Annotated in this window: 17 protein-coding genes and 2 pseudogenes; 4 read left to right on the forward strand and 15 right to left on the reverse strand. The window is 70.8% G+C overall.

Going from position 1 to position 18,254, the window contains the following annotated elements; all coding sequences use genetic code 11:
• Nucleotides 1–712: 712 nt before the first annotated feature.
• From ACWGJM_RS36350 to ACWGJM_RS36360, 3 genes and pseudogenes are all read right to left on the reverse strand, one after another.
• Nucleotides 713–1,888: a zinc-dependent alcohol dehydrogenase gene (locus tag ACWGJM_RS36350; protein WP_453416029.1), complete on the reverse strand. Its 1,176-nt coding sequence runs from the start codon at nucleotides 1,886–1,888 to the stop codon at nucleotides 713–715.
• Nucleotides 1,885–2,823 (reverse strand): SRPBCC family protein, encoded by a 939-nt coding sequence (locus ACWGJM_RS36355; RefSeq protein ID WP_453416030.1) that lies wholly within the window; start codon nucleotides 2,821–2,823, stop codon nucleotides 1,885–1,887. Before ACWGJM_RS36355 ends, ACWGJM_RS36350 begins: the two co-directional genes overlap by 4 nt.
• A 251-nt stretch (nucleotides 2,824–3,074) precedes the next feature.
• A pseudogene (locus ACWGJM_RS36360) lies at nucleotides 3,075–3,410 on the reverse strand (helix-turn-helix domain-containing protein); the annotation flags it as partial.
• Between the two features lie 164 nt (nucleotides 3,411–3,574).
• Between ACWGJM_RS36360 and ACWGJM_RS36365 the strand changes: the two are divergent.
• A pseudogene (locus ACWGJM_RS36365) lies at nucleotides 3,575–3,844 on the forward strand (SDR family NAD(P)-dependent oxidoreductase); the annotation flags it as partial.
• A 10-nt stretch (nucleotides 3,845–3,854) separates the two neighbouring features.
• Here the strand turns inward: ACWGJM_RS36365 and ACWGJM_RS36370 are convergent.
• The 7 genes from ACWGJM_RS36370 to ACWGJM_RS36400 all read right to left on the reverse strand — a co-directional run bounded on the left by ACWGJM_RS36370 (nucleotide 3,855) and on the right by ACWGJM_RS36400 (nucleotide 12,381).
• Nucleotides 3,855–4,019, reverse strand: a complete 165-nt coding sequence (locus tag ACWGJM_RS36370) for a hypothetical protein (protein ID WP_453416031.1) — start codon at nucleotides 4,017–4,019, stop codon at nucleotides 3,855–3,857.
• Nucleotides 4,020–4,460: 441 nt separating this feature from the next.
• Complete coding sequence (locus ACWGJM_RS36375; protein ID WP_453416032.1) at nucleotides 4,461–5,147, reverse strand: TetR/AcrR family transcriptional regulator; 687 nt, start codon at nucleotides 5,145–5,147, stop codon at nucleotides 4,461–4,463.
• Nucleotides 5,114–7,147 (reverse strand): CocE/NonD family hydrolase, encoded by a 2,034-nt coding sequence (locus tag ACWGJM_RS36380; protein WP_453416033.1) that lies wholly within the window; start codon nucleotides 7,145–7,147, stop codon nucleotides 5,114–5,116. The genes ACWGJM_RS36375 and ACWGJM_RS36380 overlap by 34 nt, the downstream gene beginning before the upstream one ends.
• Nucleotides 7,144–8,952: a dipeptide ABC transporter ATP-binding protein gene (locus ACWGJM_RS36385; protein ID WP_453416034.1), complete on the reverse strand. Its 1,809-nt coding sequence runs from the start codon at nucleotides 8,950–8,952 to the stop codon at nucleotides 7,144–7,146. Before ACWGJM_RS36385 ends, ACWGJM_RS36380 begins: the two co-directional genes overlap by 4 nt.
• Nucleotides 8,952–9,851 (reverse strand): ABC transporter permease, encoded by a 900-nt coding sequence (locus ACWGJM_RS36390; protein ID WP_453416035.1) that lies wholly within the window; start codon nucleotides 9,849–9,851, stop codon nucleotides 8,952–8,954. Before ACWGJM_RS36390 ends, ACWGJM_RS36385 begins: the two co-directional genes overlap by 1 nt.
• Nucleotides 9,848–10,804, reverse strand: coding sequence for an ABC transporter permease (locus tag ACWGJM_RS36395; protein ID WP_453416036.1), 957 nt, complete (start codon nucleotides 10,802–10,804; stop codon nucleotides 9,848–9,850). The genes ACWGJM_RS36390 and ACWGJM_RS36395 overlap by 4 nt, the downstream gene beginning before the upstream one ends.
• Nucleotides 10,805–10,806: 2 nt before the next feature.
• A complete protein-coding gene (locus tag ACWGJM_RS36400) occupies nucleotides 10,807–12,381 on the reverse strand; it encodes an ABC transporter substrate-binding protein (protein ID WP_453416037.1) in 1,575 nt (524 codons plus the stop codon).
• A 354-nt stretch (nucleotides 12,382–12,735) separates the two neighbouring features.
• On the opposite strand from ACWGJM_RS36400, the gene ACWGJM_RS36405 reads away from it, so the two are divergent.
• On the forward strand, nucleotides 12,736–12,960 hold the full coding sequence (locus tag ACWGJM_RS36405) for a hypothetical protein (RefSeq protein WP_453416038.1): 225 nt from the start codon (nucleotides 12,736–12,738) through the stop codon (nucleotides 12,958–12,960).
• 179 nt (nucleotides 12,961–13,139) lie between these two features.
• Here ACWGJM_RS36405 and ACWGJM_RS36410 read toward each other — a convergent pair whose 3' ends face one another.
• The gene (locus tag ACWGJM_RS36410) at nucleotides 13,140–13,295 is read right to left on the reverse strand and encodes a hypothetical protein (protein WP_453416072.1); all 156 of its coding nucleotides are present in this window, start codon (nucleotides 13,293–13,295) and stop codon (nucleotides 13,140–13,142) included.
• Here ACWGJM_RS36410 and ACWGJM_RS36415 point away from each other — a divergent pair.
• Complete coding sequence (locus ACWGJM_RS36415; protein ID WP_453416070.1) at nucleotides 13,267–13,569, forward strand: helix-turn-helix domain-containing protein; 303 nt, start codon at nucleotides 13,267–13,269, stop codon at nucleotides 13,567–13,569. The genes ACWGJM_RS36410 and ACWGJM_RS36415 overlap by 29 nt on opposite strands.
• 445 nt (nucleotides 13,570–14,014) lie before the next feature.
• Here the strand turns inward: ACWGJM_RS36415 and ACWGJM_RS36420 are convergent, their stop codons facing one another.
• Together ACWGJM_RS36420 and ACWGJM_RS36425 are read right to left on the reverse strand one after the other, a co-directional pair.
• Nucleotides 14,015–14,581: a dihydrofolate reductase family protein gene (locus tag ACWGJM_RS36420; protein ID WP_453416039.1), complete on the reverse strand. Its 567-nt coding sequence runs from the start codon at nucleotides 14,579–14,581 to the stop codon at nucleotides 14,015–14,017.
• A gap of 467 nt (nucleotides 14,582–15,048) precedes the next feature.
• Complete coding sequence (locus tag ACWGJM_RS36425) at nucleotides 15,049–15,930, reverse strand: SDR family oxidoreductase (protein ID WP_453416040.1); 882 nt, start codon at nucleotides 15,928–15,930, stop codon at nucleotides 15,049–15,051.
• An 88-nt stretch (nucleotides 15,931–16,018) separates the two neighbouring features.
• Between ACWGJM_RS36425 and ACWGJM_RS36430 the strand changes: the two genes are divergently transcribed.
• On the forward strand, nucleotides 16,019–16,597 hold the full coding sequence (locus tag ACWGJM_RS36430; protein ID WP_453416041.1) for a TetR/AcrR family transcriptional regulator: 579 nt from the start codon (nucleotides 16,019–16,021) through the stop codon (nucleotides 16,595–16,597).
• A 150-nt stretch (nucleotides 16,598–16,747) separates the two neighbouring features.
• Here ACWGJM_RS36430 and ACWGJM_RS36435 read toward each other — a convergent pair whose 3' ends face one another.
• The gene (locus ACWGJM_RS36435) at nucleotides 16,748–17,281 is read right to left on the reverse strand and encodes a GNAT family N-acetyltransferase (RefSeq protein WP_453416042.1); all 534 of its coding nucleotides are present in this window, start codon (nucleotides 17,279–17,281) and stop codon (nucleotides 16,748–16,750) included.
• A 326-nt stretch (nucleotides 17,282–17,607) separates the two neighbouring features.
• Nucleotides 17,608–17,790: a transposase gene (locus tag ACWGJM_RS36440; RefSeq protein WP_453416043.1), complete on the reverse strand. Its 183-nt coding sequence runs from the start codon at nucleotides 17,788–17,790 to the stop codon at nucleotides 17,608–17,610.
• Nucleotides 17,791–18,254: the final 464 nt, after the last annotated feature.

Raw genomic sequence — 18,254 nt, forward strand, 5'->3', positions numbered from 1 at the left:
GGTGACGTCGAACGAGACGGCGTCCTCACCGCGGGCCCGGACCACCGCGTCAGGACCGATGTCCGCAGGTGCCAGCCGTATTCGGTAGAGACACACGGATCCGATCCCTGCTGCGGCGTGGTTCGGCGGCACGGTCTTCGCTGGTGGAACGATCGTCAGCGAGGCCGTCCGCATCCGCCGCTGACCCTGGTGGTCAGGCGCGGATAGCATGCGCAGTCGGCGTCCCGGGACTGGGTACCGGCGAGTTCCGTGAGGAGTCGTCGGCCGTCCTTGTCCCACACGGACACCCGTCCCACGTCATCTCCGACCGCCAACCGGCCGCCCACCGGGCTGAACTTCAGCACGGTGGGCGCCCCGCCCTGACTCAATGCGCGAATAACCGGATGGCCGGATGGCAGCGCAACGAGCGCGTCATAGCTGGTTGCCAGGAACCGACCATCGGGACGCAGAGCCATGGGTTGCGACGCGCCGCCCCCGGACGGTCCATCGGGCCTCCGGAATCCGTGGGCTGCCACCCCTTTCCGGTGCGCAGGTCCCACCGCTCCCATGCGTCCGTGTCGGCGTACCCGTCACGGCGGCCGTTCTGACCCTGCCATTGCCCGACCTTCATCGGCTCGTCGGCATCAGCGAGATATGGGTGAGGTGGACTATGCACGCTCGGCGGTGGAGTTCGGTGCAGTGGACGAGGTGCCGCAGTTCATCGGCGCGGGCCTCACGGCGTGAGGACGACCTTCTCGCAGCGGTCCTTCTTGTTCTTGAACAGGTCGTAGCCGGTCGCTGCCTCGGTCAGGGGGAGCCGGTGGGTGATGACCCTGGTGGGGTCGATCCTGCCCTGCTCGATCAGACCCAGCAGCGGCTTCATGTACTTCTGCACATGGCACTGCCCGGTGCGCAGGGTCAGGGACCTGTTCATCCACGCACCCGCCGGGAACTTGTCGATCAGCCCGCCGTAGACGCCGATGACTGACACCACGCCGCCGCTCCGGCAGGACAGGATGGCCTGGCGCAGGGCGTGCGGCCGGTCGGTTTCGGAGCGGACCGCCTGCTTGGCGCGGTCGTAGAGGTGCACGTGGGAGGCACCGTGTGTGGCCTCCATCCCGACCGCGTCGATGCACTTGTCAGGGCCCCGGCCGCCGGTGAGTTCCAGCAGGGCCGACCGTACGTCGACGTCCTCGAAGTCGACAGTCGAGTAGCCCTGGGCTGCGGCCATGTCGAGCCGGTAGGTCTCCTTGTCGATCGCGATGACCTTCTCCGCGCCCAGGACCCGGGCGCTGTCCATCGCGAACTGGCCGACCGGCCCGGCGCCCCAGACGGCGACGACGTCACCTTCCTGGATGTCGCACAGCTCGGCGCCCATGTACCCGGTCGGCAGGATGTCGGACAGGAACAGCACCTGCTCGTCGCTGAGGTCCGACTCGATCCTGAGGGCGTTGACGTCGGCGAACACCACCCGGGCGTACTCGGCCTGACCGCCGGCGAAGCCACCGGTGAGGTGCGAGTAACCGTAGATGCCGGCGGTGGGGTGACCGAAGAATTTCTCCGAGATGCCGGCGTTGGGGTTGCTGTTCTCGCAGCACGAGTACAGCTCCGCGCGGCAGGACGCGCAGGCGCCGCAGGCGATCGGGAAGGGCACGACGACCCGGTCGCCGACGCGCAGTTTGTCGTCGCTGATGCCGCGGCCGACCTCGACGACCTCTCCCATGAACTCGTGGCCCATGATGTCGCCCTTTTCCATGGTGGGGACGTAGCCGTCGAGCAGATGGAGGTCGGAGCCGCAGATCGCCGTCGAGGTGATTTTCACGATGGCGTCACGGCTGTTCAGGATCGAGGGTTCCGGGACGTCCTGCACCTCGACCGAGTTGCGTCCCGTCCAGCAGCTTGCCTTCATGCCAGAGCCTCCTTCAGTTCGCCTTCGGTCAGCGGTCGGGCCAGGTGCTGCGGGAACTCCCCACGGGCCCGCTTGCCGCCGGGTGCCCCCTCGGAGCGGACGACCTCGCCGGTCTCCACGATCTGCTTGAAGCGGCGCAGGTCGTCGTCCAGCTGCTGGTGCGGTTCCTCGCCGAAGTAGCGCGCCGCGGCCTTGCCCAGCGCCCCGCCGGGCAGGTCGTAGCGCAAGGTCACCCGGATCTCCGTGCCCCGGTCGCCGGGGGCGCGCGCGAAGCGGACCTCGCCGGAGTTGTCGATGTCGGCACCGTCCACCGACTGCCAGGCGATCAGCTGGCCGGGGACGTCCTGAGTGGTCTCGGCGTCCCACTCGACCGCCTTGCCGAACGGCGCGCTCGCCCGCCAGTGGGTGGTGCGCGGGCCGGTGACGCGCACCTCGTCCAGGTGCGCCATGAAGTCCGGCAGCCGCTCCAGGTCGCTCCAGAGGCCGTAGACCTCCTCCGGGGATTTGGTGACGGTGGTGGTCGCGGTCAGTTCCATGGGGGCGCTCCCACGAGTGCGCGTCGCGGCCGCGTAGACGTCCGTGGCCGTGATGGCGGTCACCGCGGCGGTCGCGGCGACGGTGCGGCCGAGGCCGCGGCCGTTGTGGTTCTTCAGGGCCCGGCTCAGCGCCGCCAGGTCCATGAGGTCGCCGCCGACGCGGCCCCAGAGCCAGGCGGGATGCGGCCGCCCCAGCAGTCCGGTCGCCGCCGCCAGCTCGCGCACTCCGACGGCGGTCGTGGCCAGGCGGTGCCGGGAGGTGTCGTCCACGCCCAGTGCCCGGGCGAAGCCCGCCGGGGCGACGACCTGGGGCACGCCCAGGAGCGCACTGGCCCAGCCGAGGCCGCGTACGAGCGGATCGCGCCGTAGGCGGGAGGTGGAACGGGTGTATGTCGTCATGGGTGCTCCCCACGTGCGGTGAGGTGAAGGTTGGCGGACCACTTGAGCGAGAAGGTGAAGCGCGCATATCGGACAACGTCGGAGTTTCCGCGTGGCCTGCTTTCAATCCTCAACCCGCGCCACCCGAACCGGCGCAGCCGTCCGGTATCGCGGCGTGGAAGTGACGCGCGCCGTGGGCTTGACAAGTGTCATCACCGGGGGCGGATCCATGGTTTCGACTTCGCGGGTTCACCTGTCTAGTAGTGCTTCGTTATCCGGTCGATGGGCAGGACGGTGCCGTCCAGGATCACGTACGCCTTCGTCCGGACGGGCGTCATTGCCTCGGCCAGGGTCTGCGCGTGGGCGGCCAGCACTTCGACGGCCTCGCGTATGTAGCGGTAGACGGTCGCGATGCCGGTCTCGAACCCTGCGGCGAGCTGGGCGTACGTGTCGCCGCATCGCAGGTGGGCCAGGGCGAGCAGGGCCTGACGGCCGACGGGCAGACGCCGCCGTCGCGTGCCGATCTCCCGCCGGTGAGCGGCCGGTTGCCTCGTCAGGTGTCGCAGCGTGCGGCTGGGCAGATCGGTCGACGACGGGTGGACAAGCACGCGAAGCTCCTGGCGGACACGGGTGATCTTGGTCGAGAACCCGTCTACCAGGAGCTTCGTCGTTCCGTACAACCCATGCCCACCAACCCCCCGACGCCACAGCCAGGTTGGCAAGGGCTCACTGACATGACACCCACGTACAGGAGCGACGCTACTTCTGTGCCCGCAGTCGCACAGCGCTGGACGAGGTCGTCGAGGAGGCGGGCGCCGAAAAGACCGCCCACGTGATTTCCGGTGACGTCACCGAGCCGTCCTTCTGCGAGGAACTGGCGGGCGAGGTGGACCGTCGGTTCTGCAGGATCGACGCGCCCGTCAACAATGCGCCCGGCCCGTCACCAGGATCCTTCGACGACATACGAGCCGACGACCGGGCCGTGGAGCGCCTGAGCCGGACCGCCGGAATCCCGCGGGCAGAGGCGGAGGACCGGATATGATGGACGATCCTCATGGACCCGCCCCGGCGAGGCACACGAGGTCGCCGCCGTCATCGGGTTCCTGGCCTCGGACGAGGCGTCCTGTCTGACCGGGCAGCAGATCGCGGTCGTCGCGCAGTACGGCGTCGTCTACACCGGCGGCACCAAGAAGGTCGCCGAGCACGACGGCGGCCACTCCGACGACCTCGCCGTTCCTCTCGTCGTGTCCGGCGCCTCCGTCCCGGACGGCGTGCGCGACTCCGCGAGCGTGCAGACCAAGCAGAAGGCGGAGCGCACCGGCCGCAGACACACCGTCCGGTGGGGCAATCACAGCCGAAGCCCTCGGCGCGCTCGGTGCGCTGCGTCGGGGGCCGGGGCCCTCGCACAACCTTCACGATCAATAGGGGCGGAAGGTAACACGGGTCCGTCGGCCGTCGGCAGGGAGGGCAGCCGGGTCGGTCGAGCCGGTCGAGCCGGTCGAGCCCAGAGTGGACCAGGACGGGAGGCGGCGCCCGGCCGCCGGGGAGTGATACCACGTCGACCTGGTGACCTGGCTGCTCGTCAGCCCCCCGACGCCGTCGCGGCCGAGGCACGCCGGCAATTCGGCGACCTGCTCGCCCGCGAGGATCACCGGACTCTACGGGACTCGGGGCGGCTCACATCGGCGCAGTTCCGTCTCGATGAAGTGGTTCAGATGGCGACGGGCGTCCTGCGTGGTCAGCGGCGGGGCCTGGCGCAGCCGTTGCAGGGCCAGGCCGTCGGCGAGGGCGGCGAAGCGGACCGTGAAGCCGTCCAGGTCGTCGCAGGTGAACTCGCCGTCGGCGCGGCCACGTTCGGCCAGCGTGCGGATCTGCTGGTGCCAGCTCTCGTAACGCAGGTCCTGACCGCGGGCGAACGCCGCATCGGGGTGGTGCTCACCCGCGTTCCAGTACTCGAACCACATCCGCCAGTGCCGGTCGGTGTCCTCGGTGAACAGTGCATCGATGAGCAGTCGCAGCCCCTCGGCACCGCTGGTCGCCCGGTTCGCGGCCTCGCTGAGGGCCGAGTAGTACCGCTCGATCTGCAGCACCATCGCCTCGGAGAGGATCTCCTGGACACTGCCGAAGTGGTAGGTGACCGTGCCGACGGACACCCCGGCCGCGGCCGCGACGTCCCGCACGCCGACCGCGGCGTAGCCCCGCTCGGCGATCAGCGGCACCGCGGCCTCGACGATGAGGCGGCGGCGCACCTCGGTGGGCTGACGGGTGCGGTCGGCAGCGGCGACGGCACGGCGCGGGCTCCGCTCGGCCTTCATCCCGACGTCCTCGGGGTGGTGCGGTGCCATGCGCGCTTGGCCACTGTCTCTCCGTTCGCACGTGCTTCGAGGTGACTGTCCATCACAAACTCCGCGGCCGTGGCTCGCAGTTCCGTCCGCGCGACGATCTCGGCGTCCCATCGCCGGCCTTCTTCCTGCTCGCCTGCTGCGCCGCGGGCCAGCCGGATCGTCCATGCGGAGACGGCCGAGGCGGACAGCGGGTCGTCGCTGCGGATACGGTACGTCTCCCGGGCGTTCTCCTCGTAGCGCAGCCCGTCCGGGTAGGTGCGGGATCCGCCGTAGCGGGGGTCGACCTCCAGGGTCCACTCCCCCGCCGCGACGTCGTGGGTGACGAGCCGCTCGGGACGCGGCTCGGCCGGGACGTCGTACGTCACCGGGAGCGGTGGCGCCTGTTCGGGTTCCTCGAAGCGGACCGGCGGCTCCTCCCCGGCCGCCCGGACGGGCAGCAGGAGGGTGCTGTCGGCGGGCAGCAGGGTCAGTTCCCCGCGTTCGCCGTGCGGCCACACCCACGGCCAGTAGGCGTCGGAGACGGCGAGGCGGATGCGGTGGCCGGGCGGGAAGGCGTACCCGATGGCGCTCAGCTCGAACTCGACGTCGTCGTACGTTCCCGGGCTCCACTCGACGGCCTTGTCCCGTCCGTGCCGGGCGAGCAGGTTCAGCACGCCCCGGGTGACGAGGGTGGACGAGCCGTCCGGGGCCACGTCGCACAGGCGGGCGATCACGTGGGCGCGCGGGGTGGCGCTGTCCAGGCGGAGCCGGACCTTCGGGCGGCCGAGGATCTCGACGCGCTCGGTCAGCGGTGCCGAGTCGAGGCACACCGACCGGCCGTCCTCCTCCCGCTGGTCGGGCGGCAGGTCGCTCGCGTTGCCGAAGGGGAAGAAGCGGCCGGCGTCGATGCCGGTCTGGTGCGGGGAGCGGACCAGGACGGGCGGCGTGCCGTCCGTGCCCAGCGGACGTTCCTGCCAGGTGACCCGCGGCGAGGGCCAGGCCGCGTCGCCGACCCAGCGGCCCGGCATGACGTCGTACGACGTGGCGGGCGGGACCGGGTCGTTGATCCACGCCCGCAGCAGCGGCTCCCGCATCACCCCGGTGTCGGCGCCCTTGAGGTGCTGGTCCCACCAGCGCAGGGTCTCCTGGAGGAAGCCGATGGCGGGACCGGGGGGCAGCCCGCGGTCCGGGTACTGGTGGGACCACGGGCCGATCAGTCCCCGGACGCGGTCCTGCGGCAGGTGCTCGATCAGCCGCAGCACCGTGTCGCGGTACGGGTCGTGCCAGCCGCCGACCGCGAGGACCGCCGCGTCGATCGCCCCGTAGTCCTCGCACACGCTGCCGTGCCGCCAGTAGTCGTCCCGCTGCTGATGGGCCAGCCAGGTGTGCAGGAACGGTTCGAGGGCGTCGAGGCGTTCGCGCCACATCGGCAGCCAGCGGTCCGCGCCGGCGCTCGCCGGGTCCGGCGGGCGGGCGGCGAAGGCGAGCATGGTGCCGGCCCAGGCGAGCATGTCGATGCCGAGGACGGCGCCGCCGGTGTAGTGGACGTCGTTGTCGTAGCGGTCGTCGGTGGAGCAGACCGTCACGACCGCCTTGAGGGGTTCGGGGGCGAGGGCGGCGATCTGGAGGGAGTTGAAGCCGCCCCAGGAGATCCCGAACATGCCGACCCTGCCCGTGCACCAGGGTTGCGCGGCCAGCCATTCGACGACGTCGACGCCGTCCGCCAGCTCCTGTGCGTCGTACTCGTCGCCCGGTACGCCCTCGCTGTCCCCGTGGCCACGGATGTCGACGCGGACGGAGGCGTAGCCGTGGCCCGCGTACCAGGGGTGGCGCTGGGCGTCGCGAGGCGCGGTCCAGTCGCTCTTGCGGTACGGGAGGTACTCGAGCAGCGCCGGCACCGGGTCGTGCTCGGCGTCGGCCGGGCGCCAGACGCGTGCGTGCAGCCGGGTCCGGCCGCCCTGGACGGGGATCCAGACGTCCTCGCGCACGACCTGGCGCTCGAACCGCTCGCGGTACTTCACGAGACTCCTTCGATGACGGCGGTGTCGGCGGTGTCGGTGGTGACGGCGGTGTCGGCGGGACGCCAGCGGCGTACGCGGTGACCGCCGCCGTGGTCGGTCCAGACGTCGCCCGGCTGCGCCGCGTCGGCCCAGTCGGTCACCTCCTCCACCAACGGGCGCGCGTCGGGGTCGGGTTCGAGGGCCGCCGCCATCAGCTCACGGGTGTAGGGGTGGGCGGGGTCGGCGAAGACGGCCTCGGTTGGGCCCTCCTCGACCACCACACCGTGGCGCAGGACGAGCACACGGTCGGCGATGCCCCGTACGACGGCCAGGTCGTGGCTGATGAACAGGCAGGCCAACTGCCGTTCCCTGCGCAGGTCGTCGAGGAGTCGCAGTACCTCGGCCTGTACCGAGACGTCCAGGGCGGTGGTGATCTCGTCGGCGATCAGCACGTCCGGCTCGCTGGCCAGCGCCCGTGCGATGCCGATGCGCTGGCGCTGGCCGCCGGAGAGCTGTGCGGGCAGCCGGTCGGCGAGCGCCGGGTCGAGCCGTACGTCCCGCACCAGGTCGAGGGCCCGTGCCTGGGCCGATCGGCGGTCGGGGGCGGTGCCGAAGAAACGCAAGGGGCGGCGGATCGCGTCGCCGACCGTGCGGCGCGGGTTGAGCGAGGTGTCGGCGTTCTGGAACACCAGTTGCACCAGGCGCCGCAGCGCCGCGGGACGGCGGCGGGCGGGCCGGGCCAGATCGCCGGAGCCGTGGGTCATCGTGCCGCCCGAGGGGGCGCGCAGCCCGGCGAGGGACCAGGCGAGGGTGGATTTCCCGCTGCCCGACTCCCCCACCAGGGCGACGATCTCGCCCCGGCGGACGTCGAAGGTAACGCCGTGCACGGCGCGGGCCGACCCGTAGTCGACGGTGACGTCCTGCGCGGAGACAGCCACGGGAGCGTCCGCGTCCACCACGGCACGCGCCCGCACCTCCCGCTCGCCGCTGTCCCCCACGAGCGCGAGCCCGCCGTCCGTCAGCCGTGGCACACTCGCCAACAGCCGCTTTGTGTAGGGCTGTTCGGCCCTGGCGAAGAGCGCCCGGGTGGGCGCGGACTCCACGACCCGGCCCGAGCGCAGCACGCTCACCTCGTCGGCCATGCGGGCGACGACCCCGAGATCGTGGCTCACCAGCACGGCGGCCAGTGCGAGTTCGTCGCGCAGGGCCGCGACGAGGTCGAGGATGCCGCGCTGGGTGACGACGTCGAGGCCGGTCGTGGGCTCGTCCAGGACGAGGACCTTGGGGCGGGCGGCGAGGGCCATGGCGATGGCGACGCGCTGCTGCTGGCCGCCGGAGAGTTCGTGCGGGTAGCGGCGCACGAGGTCGGCGGGGCGCGGCAGCCGGACCTGCTCCAGCAGGTCGAGCACCGGGACGTCGCCGCCGGCCTCGGCGATCTGCCGGCCGACGCGCATGGACGGGGTGAGCGCGTGGCCGGCGTTCTGCCCGACCATGGCCACGGTCCCGCCACGCAGTCGCCGCAACTCCCGGGCCGGCAGGGCGAAGACGTCGTGACCCGCCACCCGCACGACCCCGCCGTCCAGGCGCGAGCCGTGCCGCAGGTGACCGAGCAGGGTGGCGGCGACGGTCGACTTGCCGCTGCCGGACTCGCCGACGAGGGCGAGCGTGCGTCCCTCGGCGAGTTCGAAGGACACGTCGTGCACGACCGGTACGTCGCGCCCGCCCGAACGGTAGGAGACGGAAAGGGAGTCGACGCGGACGACGGGGGTCGTCGGGTTCCCTCCCGGTGTCGCGGCCATCGCGGGTCCTCCCTGGGGCGAGGTCATCAGGAGCCCTCCCTGATCCGGTCCACGCCCCAGGCCTTGGACAGGCCGTCGGCCGCGAGGTTGAGCCCGACCACGAGCGTGGCCAGGGCGATGATCGGCGCGAGGCTCGCCATCGGGACGACGGTGATGGCGGTGCGGTTCTCGGCGACCATGAGCCCCCAGTCGGGGGTCGGCGGGTCGGCGCCGAAGCCGAGGAAGGACAGCGAGGAGATCAGCAGCACGACCCAGGAGGCCCGCATCGCGAACTCCACGCACACCACGTCGACGATGTTGGGCAGGACCTCCCGCCACAGGACCGACCAGGTGCCCTCGCCGCGGGCGCGGGCCGCGGTGACGTAGTCGGCGGGCACGACGGCGAGCGCCGCGCCGCGCACCACGCGGACGACCTGGGGCACGAAGACGACGGCGACGGCGCAGACGATGACCGCCGATCCCGTGCCGAGCGCGGTCACGACCACGAGCAGCGCGAGGACGGCCGGTACCGAGAGCACCGCGTCGAACACCCGGCCCAGTACGTCATCGAACCAGCCTCCCCGCAGCGCCGCCGCGCAGCCGATCACCGTGCCGAGGGCGATCGTCAGGACGGTGGAGACGACGGACACGCCGAGCGCGTACCGGCCGCCGTACAGCACCCGGGTGAGGACGTCCCGGCCGTACTGGTCGGTGCCCGCCCAGTGCTCCCAGCTCGATCCGAGGAGCGCGTGCGAGGGGTCGTTGGCTATCGGGTCGTACGACGTGAGCAGCGGGGCGAGCAGGGCGAGCAGCACGTGGACGCCGACGACGGCGAGGCCGACGAGCGCGATGCGCGAGGAGCGCAGGGTGCGCCAGGCGCGGGCGGTTCGGGCCCGGACGGCCGCGGGTGCGGCGGGCGCGGGCGGGACGGTGTCGAGGGTGGTCATCGGGTCCTCCGGCGCGTACGGAGCTTGGGGTTGAGGGCCATGGCGCCGAGGTCGGCGGCAAGGTTGCAGACGACGTAGACGACGGCGCTGATCAGTGCGACGGCCTGGACCACGGGCAGGTCGCGGTTCTGCACGGAGGTGAGCATCAGCTTGCCGATGCCCGGGTAGTTGAAGACGTTCTCGACGACGGCGACGCCGCCGACGAGCCAGGCCACGTTCAGGGCGATCACGTGCAGGGTGGGCAGCAGGGCGCCGGGCAGTGCGTGGCGGGTGACGACGCGCCAGGTGGACAGGCCCTTGAGGCGGGCGGTGGTGACGTACTCGCTCGCCATCACGTCGATGACGGAGGTGCGGGCCATGCGAACGATGTAGGCGGCCATGACGATGGCGAGCGCGAGTGCGGGAAGCCAGACGGCGGGGAGCAGTTGGCCGACGCTCGCGTCGGGGCCGTAGAGCACGACGGCGGGGAACCACGGCAGCGCGACCGAGAAGCACAGCACCAGCACGGTGGCGACCACGAACTCGGGGACACTCATGCCGACGAGGCTGACGGTGGAGATCAGGTGGTCGGCCCAGCGGTCGCGGTACAGGCCGGCGAGGATGCCCAGCACCAGGGACCCGGTCACCGCGAGCAGGATGGTGACGCCGGCGATGAGCGCGGAGTTGGCGAGGTACTGCGCCACCTCACCGCCCACGGGCTTCCCGGAGACCAGCGAGGTGCCGAAGTCCCCGTGCAGGGCGCCCTTGATCCAGTCGGCGTAGCGTTCCCAGGCGGGCTCGTCGAGTCCCAGCTGCTTGCGGAGCGCGGCGACGGCGTCGGGCGTGGCGTCCTTGCCGAGGATCTGGGTGGCCACGTCCCCGGGCAGGGCCTGGAGGGCAAGGAAGACCAGCACGGAGGACAGCAACAGGGTGCCGAGGGCCGCCGCTATGCGGCGGGCGACGAACGCGAGCATGCTCAGGCCCCCTTCAGGCCGATGCCGAGGTAGTCGAACTCGAAGCCGTGCTCGGCGTATCCGCGTACCTTGCGGGAGATCCCCACGAGCCGGTCGGCGAACATCGGGGTCATCGCCCCGCCCTTCTCGATCACCATGGTCTGTGCCTCGCCGTAGAGTTCGCGGCGCCGGGTGGCGTCGGTCTCGGCCCGGGCGCGGTCGAGGACCGCGTCGAAGTCCTTGTCGGACCAGGCGGTCTCGTTGTATGAGGAGCCGCTGCGGAAGATCTGGGTGAAGAGCTGGTCGACGGGCCGACCCGTGTACCAGTAGGTCGCCATCAGCGGTTTCTTCATCCAGATCTGCGTGTAGTACGAGTCCGCCGCGGCCGTCTTGACCCGGATGCGGATGCCGGCCCGCCTGGCCGACTCCTGGTAGGCGAGCGCCATGGGCGTGAGCAGCGGGTCGTAGGCGGAGGTGTAGAGGTCGACGGCCAGCCCCTCCTGCCCCGCCTGCTTGAGCAGGTGCCGGGCCTTGTCGGGGTCGTGCGCGGGGTGCGCGGAGACGTGCAGCGGGTCGTCCGGCGGCACGGGGTTGTCCCAGCCGGCCGTGCCGGCGCCCTGGAGGGCGACCTTCACCACGTGCTCGGGGTCGTAGGCGAGCTTCATCGCCTGCCGTACGCGTACGTCGGTGAAGGGCTTGTCGATGGTGAGCATCGGGAGCACGTACCACTGGGCGTTCTTCACCCGGGCGACGGTGGCGCGGTCCGAGGCGGCGACCACCCGGGCCGTCGCGAAGTCGAGGTTGGTCTGCGACAGCAGGTCGACCTGGCCGGCCAGCAGGGCGTTGGCGCGGGCGGACATGTCGGCCACGGAGTAGAAGGAGATCGCGTCGAGCACGGGACGCCCGGCCCAGTGGTCGGCGTGGGCGGTGACGCGGCCGGGACCGGCGGGTGCGAACGACTCCAGCTTGAAGGGGCCGGTGCCGATGCCGGTACGGCCGACGGACTTCGCGCTGCCGTCCGGGATGACGTAGCAGTTGTAGTGCGTGAGGAGGCTGGGGAACTCGGCGTTCGGGGACTTGAGCGGGACGACGAGCGTGTGGGCGTCGGGGGTGCGCAGGGTCTTCGGGTCGACGAGCGGGGCGAGGACGGCCGCCTGGGGGGAGCCGGTCGCCTTGTCGAGGATGTGACGCAGGGTGTAGGCGGCGTCGGCCGAGGTGAACGCGCGGCCGTCGTGGAAGGTGACGCCCTTGCGCAGGCGGAATGTCCAGGTGCGGGCCTTGCTGTCCGTCTCCCAGGACTCCGCGAGATCTGGGGCGAGTTTGCCGTCGCTGCCGACGCGGACGAGGCGGTTGTAGAGGGCGCCGAGGTATTCGTACGCCGACAGGGAGCTCGCCGGGTCGAGGGTCTCGGCGTCCGACGCGGGCGGGCGGGCGATCCGGAGAGTGCCGCCGCGGTCGGGCGTGCCCTTCGGCGCCGCCGCGGGCAGCACCGTGCCGGACGCCGCGCCCGAGCATCCGGACAGCAGCCAGGACGCACCGAGACAGGCAGTGCCGGCGGCCAGGAACGACCGCCGTCCTGGATGGTGGGTGTCGGGCATGGGCCGACCGTCCTTCCCCTATTCGTTCAGCGGAACGATTGAGTGGAGTGCCTGAACGATAGCCAGGGGACGAATTCACGCCAACCCTCGGGCGCGGAAAATTAACCGCGGAAACGGACCCGTAACCGGGCCGGGTTGGGACGCGACGCCGGGATTGCGGAGCCGCCGGAACCGGGGGCGGAGCCGCCGGAACCCGGGAAGGCGGAGCCGCCGGAACCCGGGCGGCAGGGCGACGGGCAGAGCTCGGAGGGCGCGGCGGCCGGACGGGTAGCGAGTCCGCGCGGCCGGCTGTCCTTGCGCCATGACCAGCAGCGGGAGGGCCTGCGACTCCTCAGGGCAGTCCGTGGACCGTGCGTGTCGATCCTCCAGTCGCTGTCCCGGCAGAGCGACCTGTCGCTGCTGAGCCGGCCGGTCTACCGGGAGTTGGCCGCCGTGGTCGGCGAGACGGTGAACCTCGCGATGCACGACGGGCTCGAAGTGATCACCATCGACCAGGAACTGCCGAACTGGCAGCTCACGCCAGCCACCTCTCGGCTGGCGCAACGCTTCACCATCAGGTCGCCGAACGCCTCCTGGTAGCCCCGGGAGTTCGTCGGCAGACCCACACGAGCAGGCCTCCGGGCACCCAGTGGGCCGGTCCGATGGCCGAGAAGAGGAAGTCCCTGCGGGCCGAGGCTGAGGATTCAGGAAAGGAGATCCTCAGCCTTGGGCCGATCACCGCGACACAGATTCTGGTCGGCTGCCGCCGAAGGCGGTGCTCAGCCCGCCTGTCCCTGCTCCCTGCCGGTTGCCGCCGGAACTACCCGGCACTTCGTTCCGGTCTGCACCCAGGACAGGTCTGTGCCCTCGAGTTCGACGAGCACGCTCCAGCCGGAGGGCAGCTCGGTGAACTCTCCGTACGGCGGCCGGTACATCCGTACCACCCGGGCCGGGGAAGTCCGGTCACCCGGGGGGCTGTCGACCGGGAGCCCGTCGCAGTTCGGCGTTCTCGGCCCTCAGCCGCTTGACCTCCGCGGCCTCCGGCGTCGCCCACGCCGCGCTCGGCGGGGCGCTGAAGGTCTCAGCAACGCCGAAACCGCCGCCCGCCTCGTGATCTCCGAACACACCGTCGAAAGGCACGTCAGCCGACTGCCGGCCAAGACCAGTTGCCGCTACCGCGCGGTCCTGGCCCGCCACGTCACAAGCTGACACAAGCGGCAAGCACAGCTTCACCCGAGAAACGATCCTCGGCTCGAGCACGTAGGCGGGATCCGGTGGGCCGCAGCCAGCTCGGCAACCGGCCACGGCACCACCCACAGCCGGGACGCCAAGCCGAAGAAACTCGTCCCAGCACACATGATGTGATTGCCGGATCGCCATACCAGCACGCGGAGCCAAGCTGGTGATCACCCATGCAGCCGGTCCAGCGCCCCTCGGCTGGTCCACCCCGACCGCGTCAGTTTCACGAGATCAGCCGGCAGGCGTACTACACCTGGCACCGCGGCTACCAAGCCGAGGGCGTACGAGGCTGGGGCAGCGACCGTCCCCCGCGTACCGGAAGGCCGTTTCCTGGCACCGCTGGTGGGCGGTTCCGCGGTCCACAGCGGCCGAAGCTCGGCATCTCCCACCTGTGCGACCTGCGTCTTGGCCGAGATCAGCGTTGGCTGGCAGGCTTGCTCGGAAGTTCAGTGCGACTGCCCCGGCAGGAGTAGACGATCTCCACCGAACCGCCGGGGAGGGCACGCTCGCGCTGGAAGGTCAGCCCGGTGTCGGGACTGAGCATGGGTGTCAGTTGCATCCCACCGCCGAACAGCAGCGGCAGTACGACCAGTTCGAGGGTGTCGAGTGCGCCAAGGGCGTGGAACGCCCCGATCGTCTGCGGGCCCCCGATGAGGTGGACGTCGCCACCCCGGTTGGCCGAGCGGAGCTTCTCCAGCAGTCGCACCGGGTCACCGTCGGTGGTGACGTGGTCGGGGGTGCCGTCCGGACGGTGTGAGCCGAGTACGAACACGTCGAGGTCCGGCCATGGCCAGCGGTTGTTGGTCAGCGCGGGTTCGAATGTGGTGCGGCCCATCAGCGCCGCCTCGCAGCCTTCGAGGAACTCCCGGATACCGTGGCTTTCGCCGGAGACGAACGCGGGGTCGGCAGTCAGGGCGGGCCACCCGTTCGGTGTGGTCACGTAGCCATCGGCACTCATACTCATACGGGCGCGGATCTGCATGTTTTCTCCTTGGGGCGGCCGGCGGCCGGCGATGCAGTGGGCAACCCGAACCGCTCGTCGACGCATGGACAGCACTTGTCGATCAAAGAGCCGCGACCTCTCCGAATCCTGCTTCGCGGGTCGCGCCTCTACTCAAGCGTCGAACGGGAGGCCCACCGATCGACACGCCGCCGAGGAATCCTTTCCCATGACGAGGTCATGGACCCGCGGCCGCGGCGCCCGGCCGCATCTCCCGCTCGCGGATCCCGACCCCCGCCCGGCCAGGATCCGGTTGTGACCGCGCACCCCTGACGAGTACGGACGTTGACGAACCGGCACTACACAGTCCGGACGCTGCCGGGCACTGCCGGTGAAGAGGTGAGCGCTGCGCAGGTCAGATACGGGTACATCCCCGAAGGAAGCGAGGGCTTGCGCTGCCGGTGCGGGCGCTGGGAGCAGGCAGCGGGCGCTGCCTGCTCCCCTGCCGGTCAGGGCTGGATGTTCTCCAGGTCCTCCAGCAGGCTGGGGTGCTTCGGCTCCCAGCCGAGCGCCTGCCGGGTGTGGGTGCTGGACGAGGGCTGGTCGCTCGCGAAGATCGGGCCGAGAGGGCCGTAGGTCTCCGCCGGTACCGACTCGACCGGCAGGCCCAGGCGGCGGCCGATGACCGCGGCGATGTCGCGCACCGTGTCCCCCTCGTCGGCCACGGCGTGCCAGGAGGTACCGGCTTCCGCCTGCTCCAGGGCGAGCCGGAAGAGGACTGCCGCGTCGAGCGCGTGCACGGCCGGCCAGCGCTGTGCACCGTCGCCTGGGTAGCCGGACACTCCGGTCCGGCGTGCGATGTCGGTCAGCAGGCCGGCGAACCCGCCCCTGCCCTGGTTGTGAACCGTGCGCGGCAGGCGTACGGCCGTGCTCCGGACCCCGCGCGAGGCCAGGCCCAGGACCGCCGTGACCGTGCGACCGCGACCACCGACCGGCCCGTCGGTCGGTAGCGGGTCCACCTCGGTGGAGACGCGGCCGTCCACCCAGGGCGTACCCGAGGCAGTGACGAAGGGGCGGTCGCTGCCGACGAGTTCCTCGCCGACGGTCGCGAGTGCGGCACTCTCCTCGGCGACCGCCTTCGCGAGGGTGTCGGGGCTGCTGAAGGCGTGGTCGAACGCGAGGTGGATCACCCCGTCGGCCCGAGCGACGCCGGCGCGCAGGGCGTCCAGGTCGGCGAGAGCCCCCCGGAGCGGCTCGGCGCCGGTCGCCTCGACGGCCTGCGCGGAGGCGTCGGAGCGGGCGAGTGCGAGGACGGCGTGGCCGTTGCCGAGCAGTTCGGCGACGACGGCGGAACCGATCAGACCGGTGCCGCCTGTGACAAAGACGCGCATGGAAAACTCCCCCACATGTGATGGGACTCTTGTCCCATCACTTTAGCCCAGTGATGGGACAAGAGTCTCGTCACCTATGATGGTGCCCATGGGTAGATGGGAACCAGGCGCACGCGAACGCCTCGTCGTGGCTGCCGTCGACCTGTTCACCGAGCAGGGCTACGACGCCACGACGGTCGCACAGATCGCCGAGCGCGCCGGAGTCACGAAAAGCACCTTCTTCCGGCACTTCCCCGACAAGCGCGAGCTGCTGGTGGCCGGACAGGAGACGCTGAGCCGACTGCTGACCGAGGGGATCGCCGAGGCGCCCGGTGACGCCAGCCCGCTCGAGGCGGTCGCCGCCGGTCTCGAGCGCGCCTCGAGCGCGATGGGTCCCACGAATCGCGAGCTCGCCCCTCGCCTAAAGGCGGCCGTCGCCGCCAGCGCCGAACTTCAGGAGCGTGACACCCTCAAGAGTGTCAGCCTCGCAGCCGCGATGACGACCGCTCTGGTCGCCCGAGGCGTACCCGATCCGACCGCCGCTCTAGCGGGCGAGCTGGGCGTCCTCGCCTTCAAACGGGGGTTCGCCCAATGGTCCGAGGGCGACCGTGACGGCAAGGACGAGCTCGCCGGGTACACCCTGGCGGCCCTGGACGAGCTGCGTGCGGCGAGCGCCTCGCTGGGCTGACCGGCAACCTCACCCGCAGTTCCCGTGAAAGCGCAGGTCAGCAGCGGAAGACACCACCCGTCCTTCGGTGTCCGTACCCTCGCGATCAATGCGCTCGGGGACGTAGGGACATTGGTCGGCTGTCTTGCGATGATCGACGGTTCGGCCGATTCACGCCTGGAACTCAGTGAGATCGATGGCGTGAACGCACAGAGGGTAGCCGTACACCGGGTGTACCGTCTCCCGCTCGGGCACCATGCCGAGCTTGCGGATGACATTCTCGGAGGCGTTGTCCCCCACCCGGTTGATGCTGATGACGCGGTCCAGGCCGCGGTCCTGAAGCGCGAACTCCAGCGTGGCGTGCGCTGCTTCGGACGCGTATCCCTGGCCCCAGAACTGTGAGCCGAGCCGCCAGCTGATCGCCACGGCGGGCATCACCTCCGGCAGGAACTCGGGCACGGACAGTCCCGTGAAGCCGATCAGTTCGCCCGAGGCCAGCAACTCGACGGCGAAGAGCCCGAAGCCCTCCTCGTCCCACTCCTCCTCCCATCGCTCGATGGCCTCGGCCGTGTGGTCCAGGTCGCGCACCGAGCCGTCGTCGATCCAGCGCATAACCCGTGGGTCCGCGTTGATGTCCGCCATCGGCACGAGGTCGTCGTCGTGCCAGCTACGGAGGAGGAGACGGGGTGTGCGGATCTCGGTCATGCGCCCATCCTGCCGAAGGCAAACGCCTCATCGCTAATCCGGCGCTCGCCCGCGCCGCCGCTCCGGAACCACAAGGCGTCAAGCAGCCTGCACCGCACACCGTAACGCGGAAACACCGGGCCGATGGCTGGGCACACGACGTGCCACTTCGGCAGCGCGATCGAGGGGTAAGACCGATTCGGCGGCAGCCTGCCGCACGCCAACATCATTCACGGAACTGAGGACAGAGCCTTGAATCCGCCACTTCACGCTACGCCCGGCCCCGGAAAGATTCCCGACGGCGGACGATGCAGCGTGGCGCGACTTGATCGGGCCCCGGCGGGAGGTCAGCCGTTTGTAGCGAGCCTGCAGGAGGCTGCCCTGGTGCGCGCCGCCCCGAACAGCGCTCCCTTCAGATACGGATTGCCGGGCCGCACTCGGGTGCTCCGGACGTGTCCGGCCGACTCTTGGTGTCCTGGACACAGCCCGGCCCAGGACACCAGATGTCCCGCCGAGGGGAACCGGGCCATGTCGCCCCGGTCTCGGCCACGATCACCTCGGCCGCCGCCCGGTTGATCCCGGGGATGATGTCCAGCAAGCCCCAGACGACAGCCGAACGTCACCTTCACGAGGCCGGGCTGAACGGGTGACGGGACCAGGCCGCTCACACCTCCAAGATCATCCCATGGCCCGTCTGGAGCGTATCTGGGTCACACCCCTGGAGCTGGCCGACTGCGGGCGGAAGCGTCTCGGGCACCCGCTCACCGTAAGAGCGCCGAGCCCAGCGAAGCTGGAGGACTCACTCATCGACTCCGTGATCATCCCGTGGCAGGTTTCTGCCGTATCTGGGTCACGCCCTTCGAAGGCTCCGAGAAGGCTGGGCGACCCATCGGGAGAGATCTTCAGAAACGAAGCGAAGGTTTTTTGACCGCTCCCCGGATCGGCAGCGGTGTGCGGTGCCTTGACAGCAGGTCTCGCGCGCCGGACGGCAGAT

Source organism: Streptomyces sp. NPDC054834 (assembly GCF_053611185.1).

What these genes read in the sequence shown, in the direction of transcription:
- ACWGJM_RS36350 (WP_453416029.1), bottom strand. Translation starts at nt 1,888, where the DNA reads ATGAAGGCAAGCTGCTGGACGGGACGCAACTCGGTCGAGGTGCAGGAC.
- ACWGJM_RS36355 (WP_453416030.1), bottom strand. Translation starts at nt 2,823, where the DNA reads ATGACGACATACACCCGTTCCACCTCCCGCCTACGGCGCGATCCGCTC.
- ACWGJM_RS36375 (WP_453416032.1), bottom strand. Translation starts at nt 5,147, where the DNA reads ATGGCACCGCACCACCCCGAGGACGTCGGGATGAAGGCCGAGCGGAGC.
- ACWGJM_RS36385 (WP_453416034.1), bottom strand. Translation starts at nt 8,952, where the DNA reads ATGACCTCGCCCCAGGGAGGACCCGCGATGGCCGCGACACCGGGAGGG.
- ACWGJM_RS36390 (WP_453416035.1), bottom strand. Translation starts at nt 9,851, where the DNA reads ATGACCACCCTCGACACCGTCCCGCCCGCGCCCGCCGCACCCGCGGCC.
- ACWGJM_RS36395 (WP_453416036.1), bottom strand. Translation starts at nt 10,804, where the DNA reads ATGCTCGCGTTCGTCGCCCGCCGCATAGCGGCGGCCCTCGGCACCCTG.
- ACWGJM_RS36400 (WP_453416037.1), bottom strand. Translation starts at nt 12,381, where the DNA reads ATGCCCGACACCCACCATCCAGGACGGCGGTCGTTCCTGGCCGCCGGC.
- ACWGJM_RS36410 (WP_453416072.1), bottom strand. Translation starts at nt 13,295, where the DNA reads ATGTACCGGCCGCCGTACGGAGAGTTCACCGAGCTGCCCTCCGGCTGG.
- ACWGJM_RS36420 (WP_453416039.1), bottom strand. Translation starts at nt 14,581, where the DNA reads ATGCAGATCCGCGCCCGTATGAGTATGAGTGCCGATGGCTACGTGACC.
- ACWGJM_RS36425 (WP_453416040.1), bottom strand. Translation starts at nt 15,930, where the DNA reads ATGCGCGTCTTTGTCACAGGCGGCACCGGTCTGATCGGTTCCGCCGTC.
- ACWGJM_RS36430 (WP_453416041.1), top strand. Translation starts at nt 16,019, where the DNA reads ATGGGTAGATGGGAACCAGGCGCACGCGAACGCCTCGTCGTGGCTGCC.
- ACWGJM_RS36435 (WP_453416042.1), bottom strand. Translation starts at nt 17,281, where the DNA reads ATGACCGAGATCCGCACACCCCGTCTCCTCCTCCGTAGCTGGCACGAC.
- ACWGJM_RS36440 (WP_453416043.1), bottom strand. Translation starts at nt 17,790, where the DNA reads ATGGCCCGGTTCCCCTCGGCGGGACATCTGGTGTCCTGGGCCGGGCTG.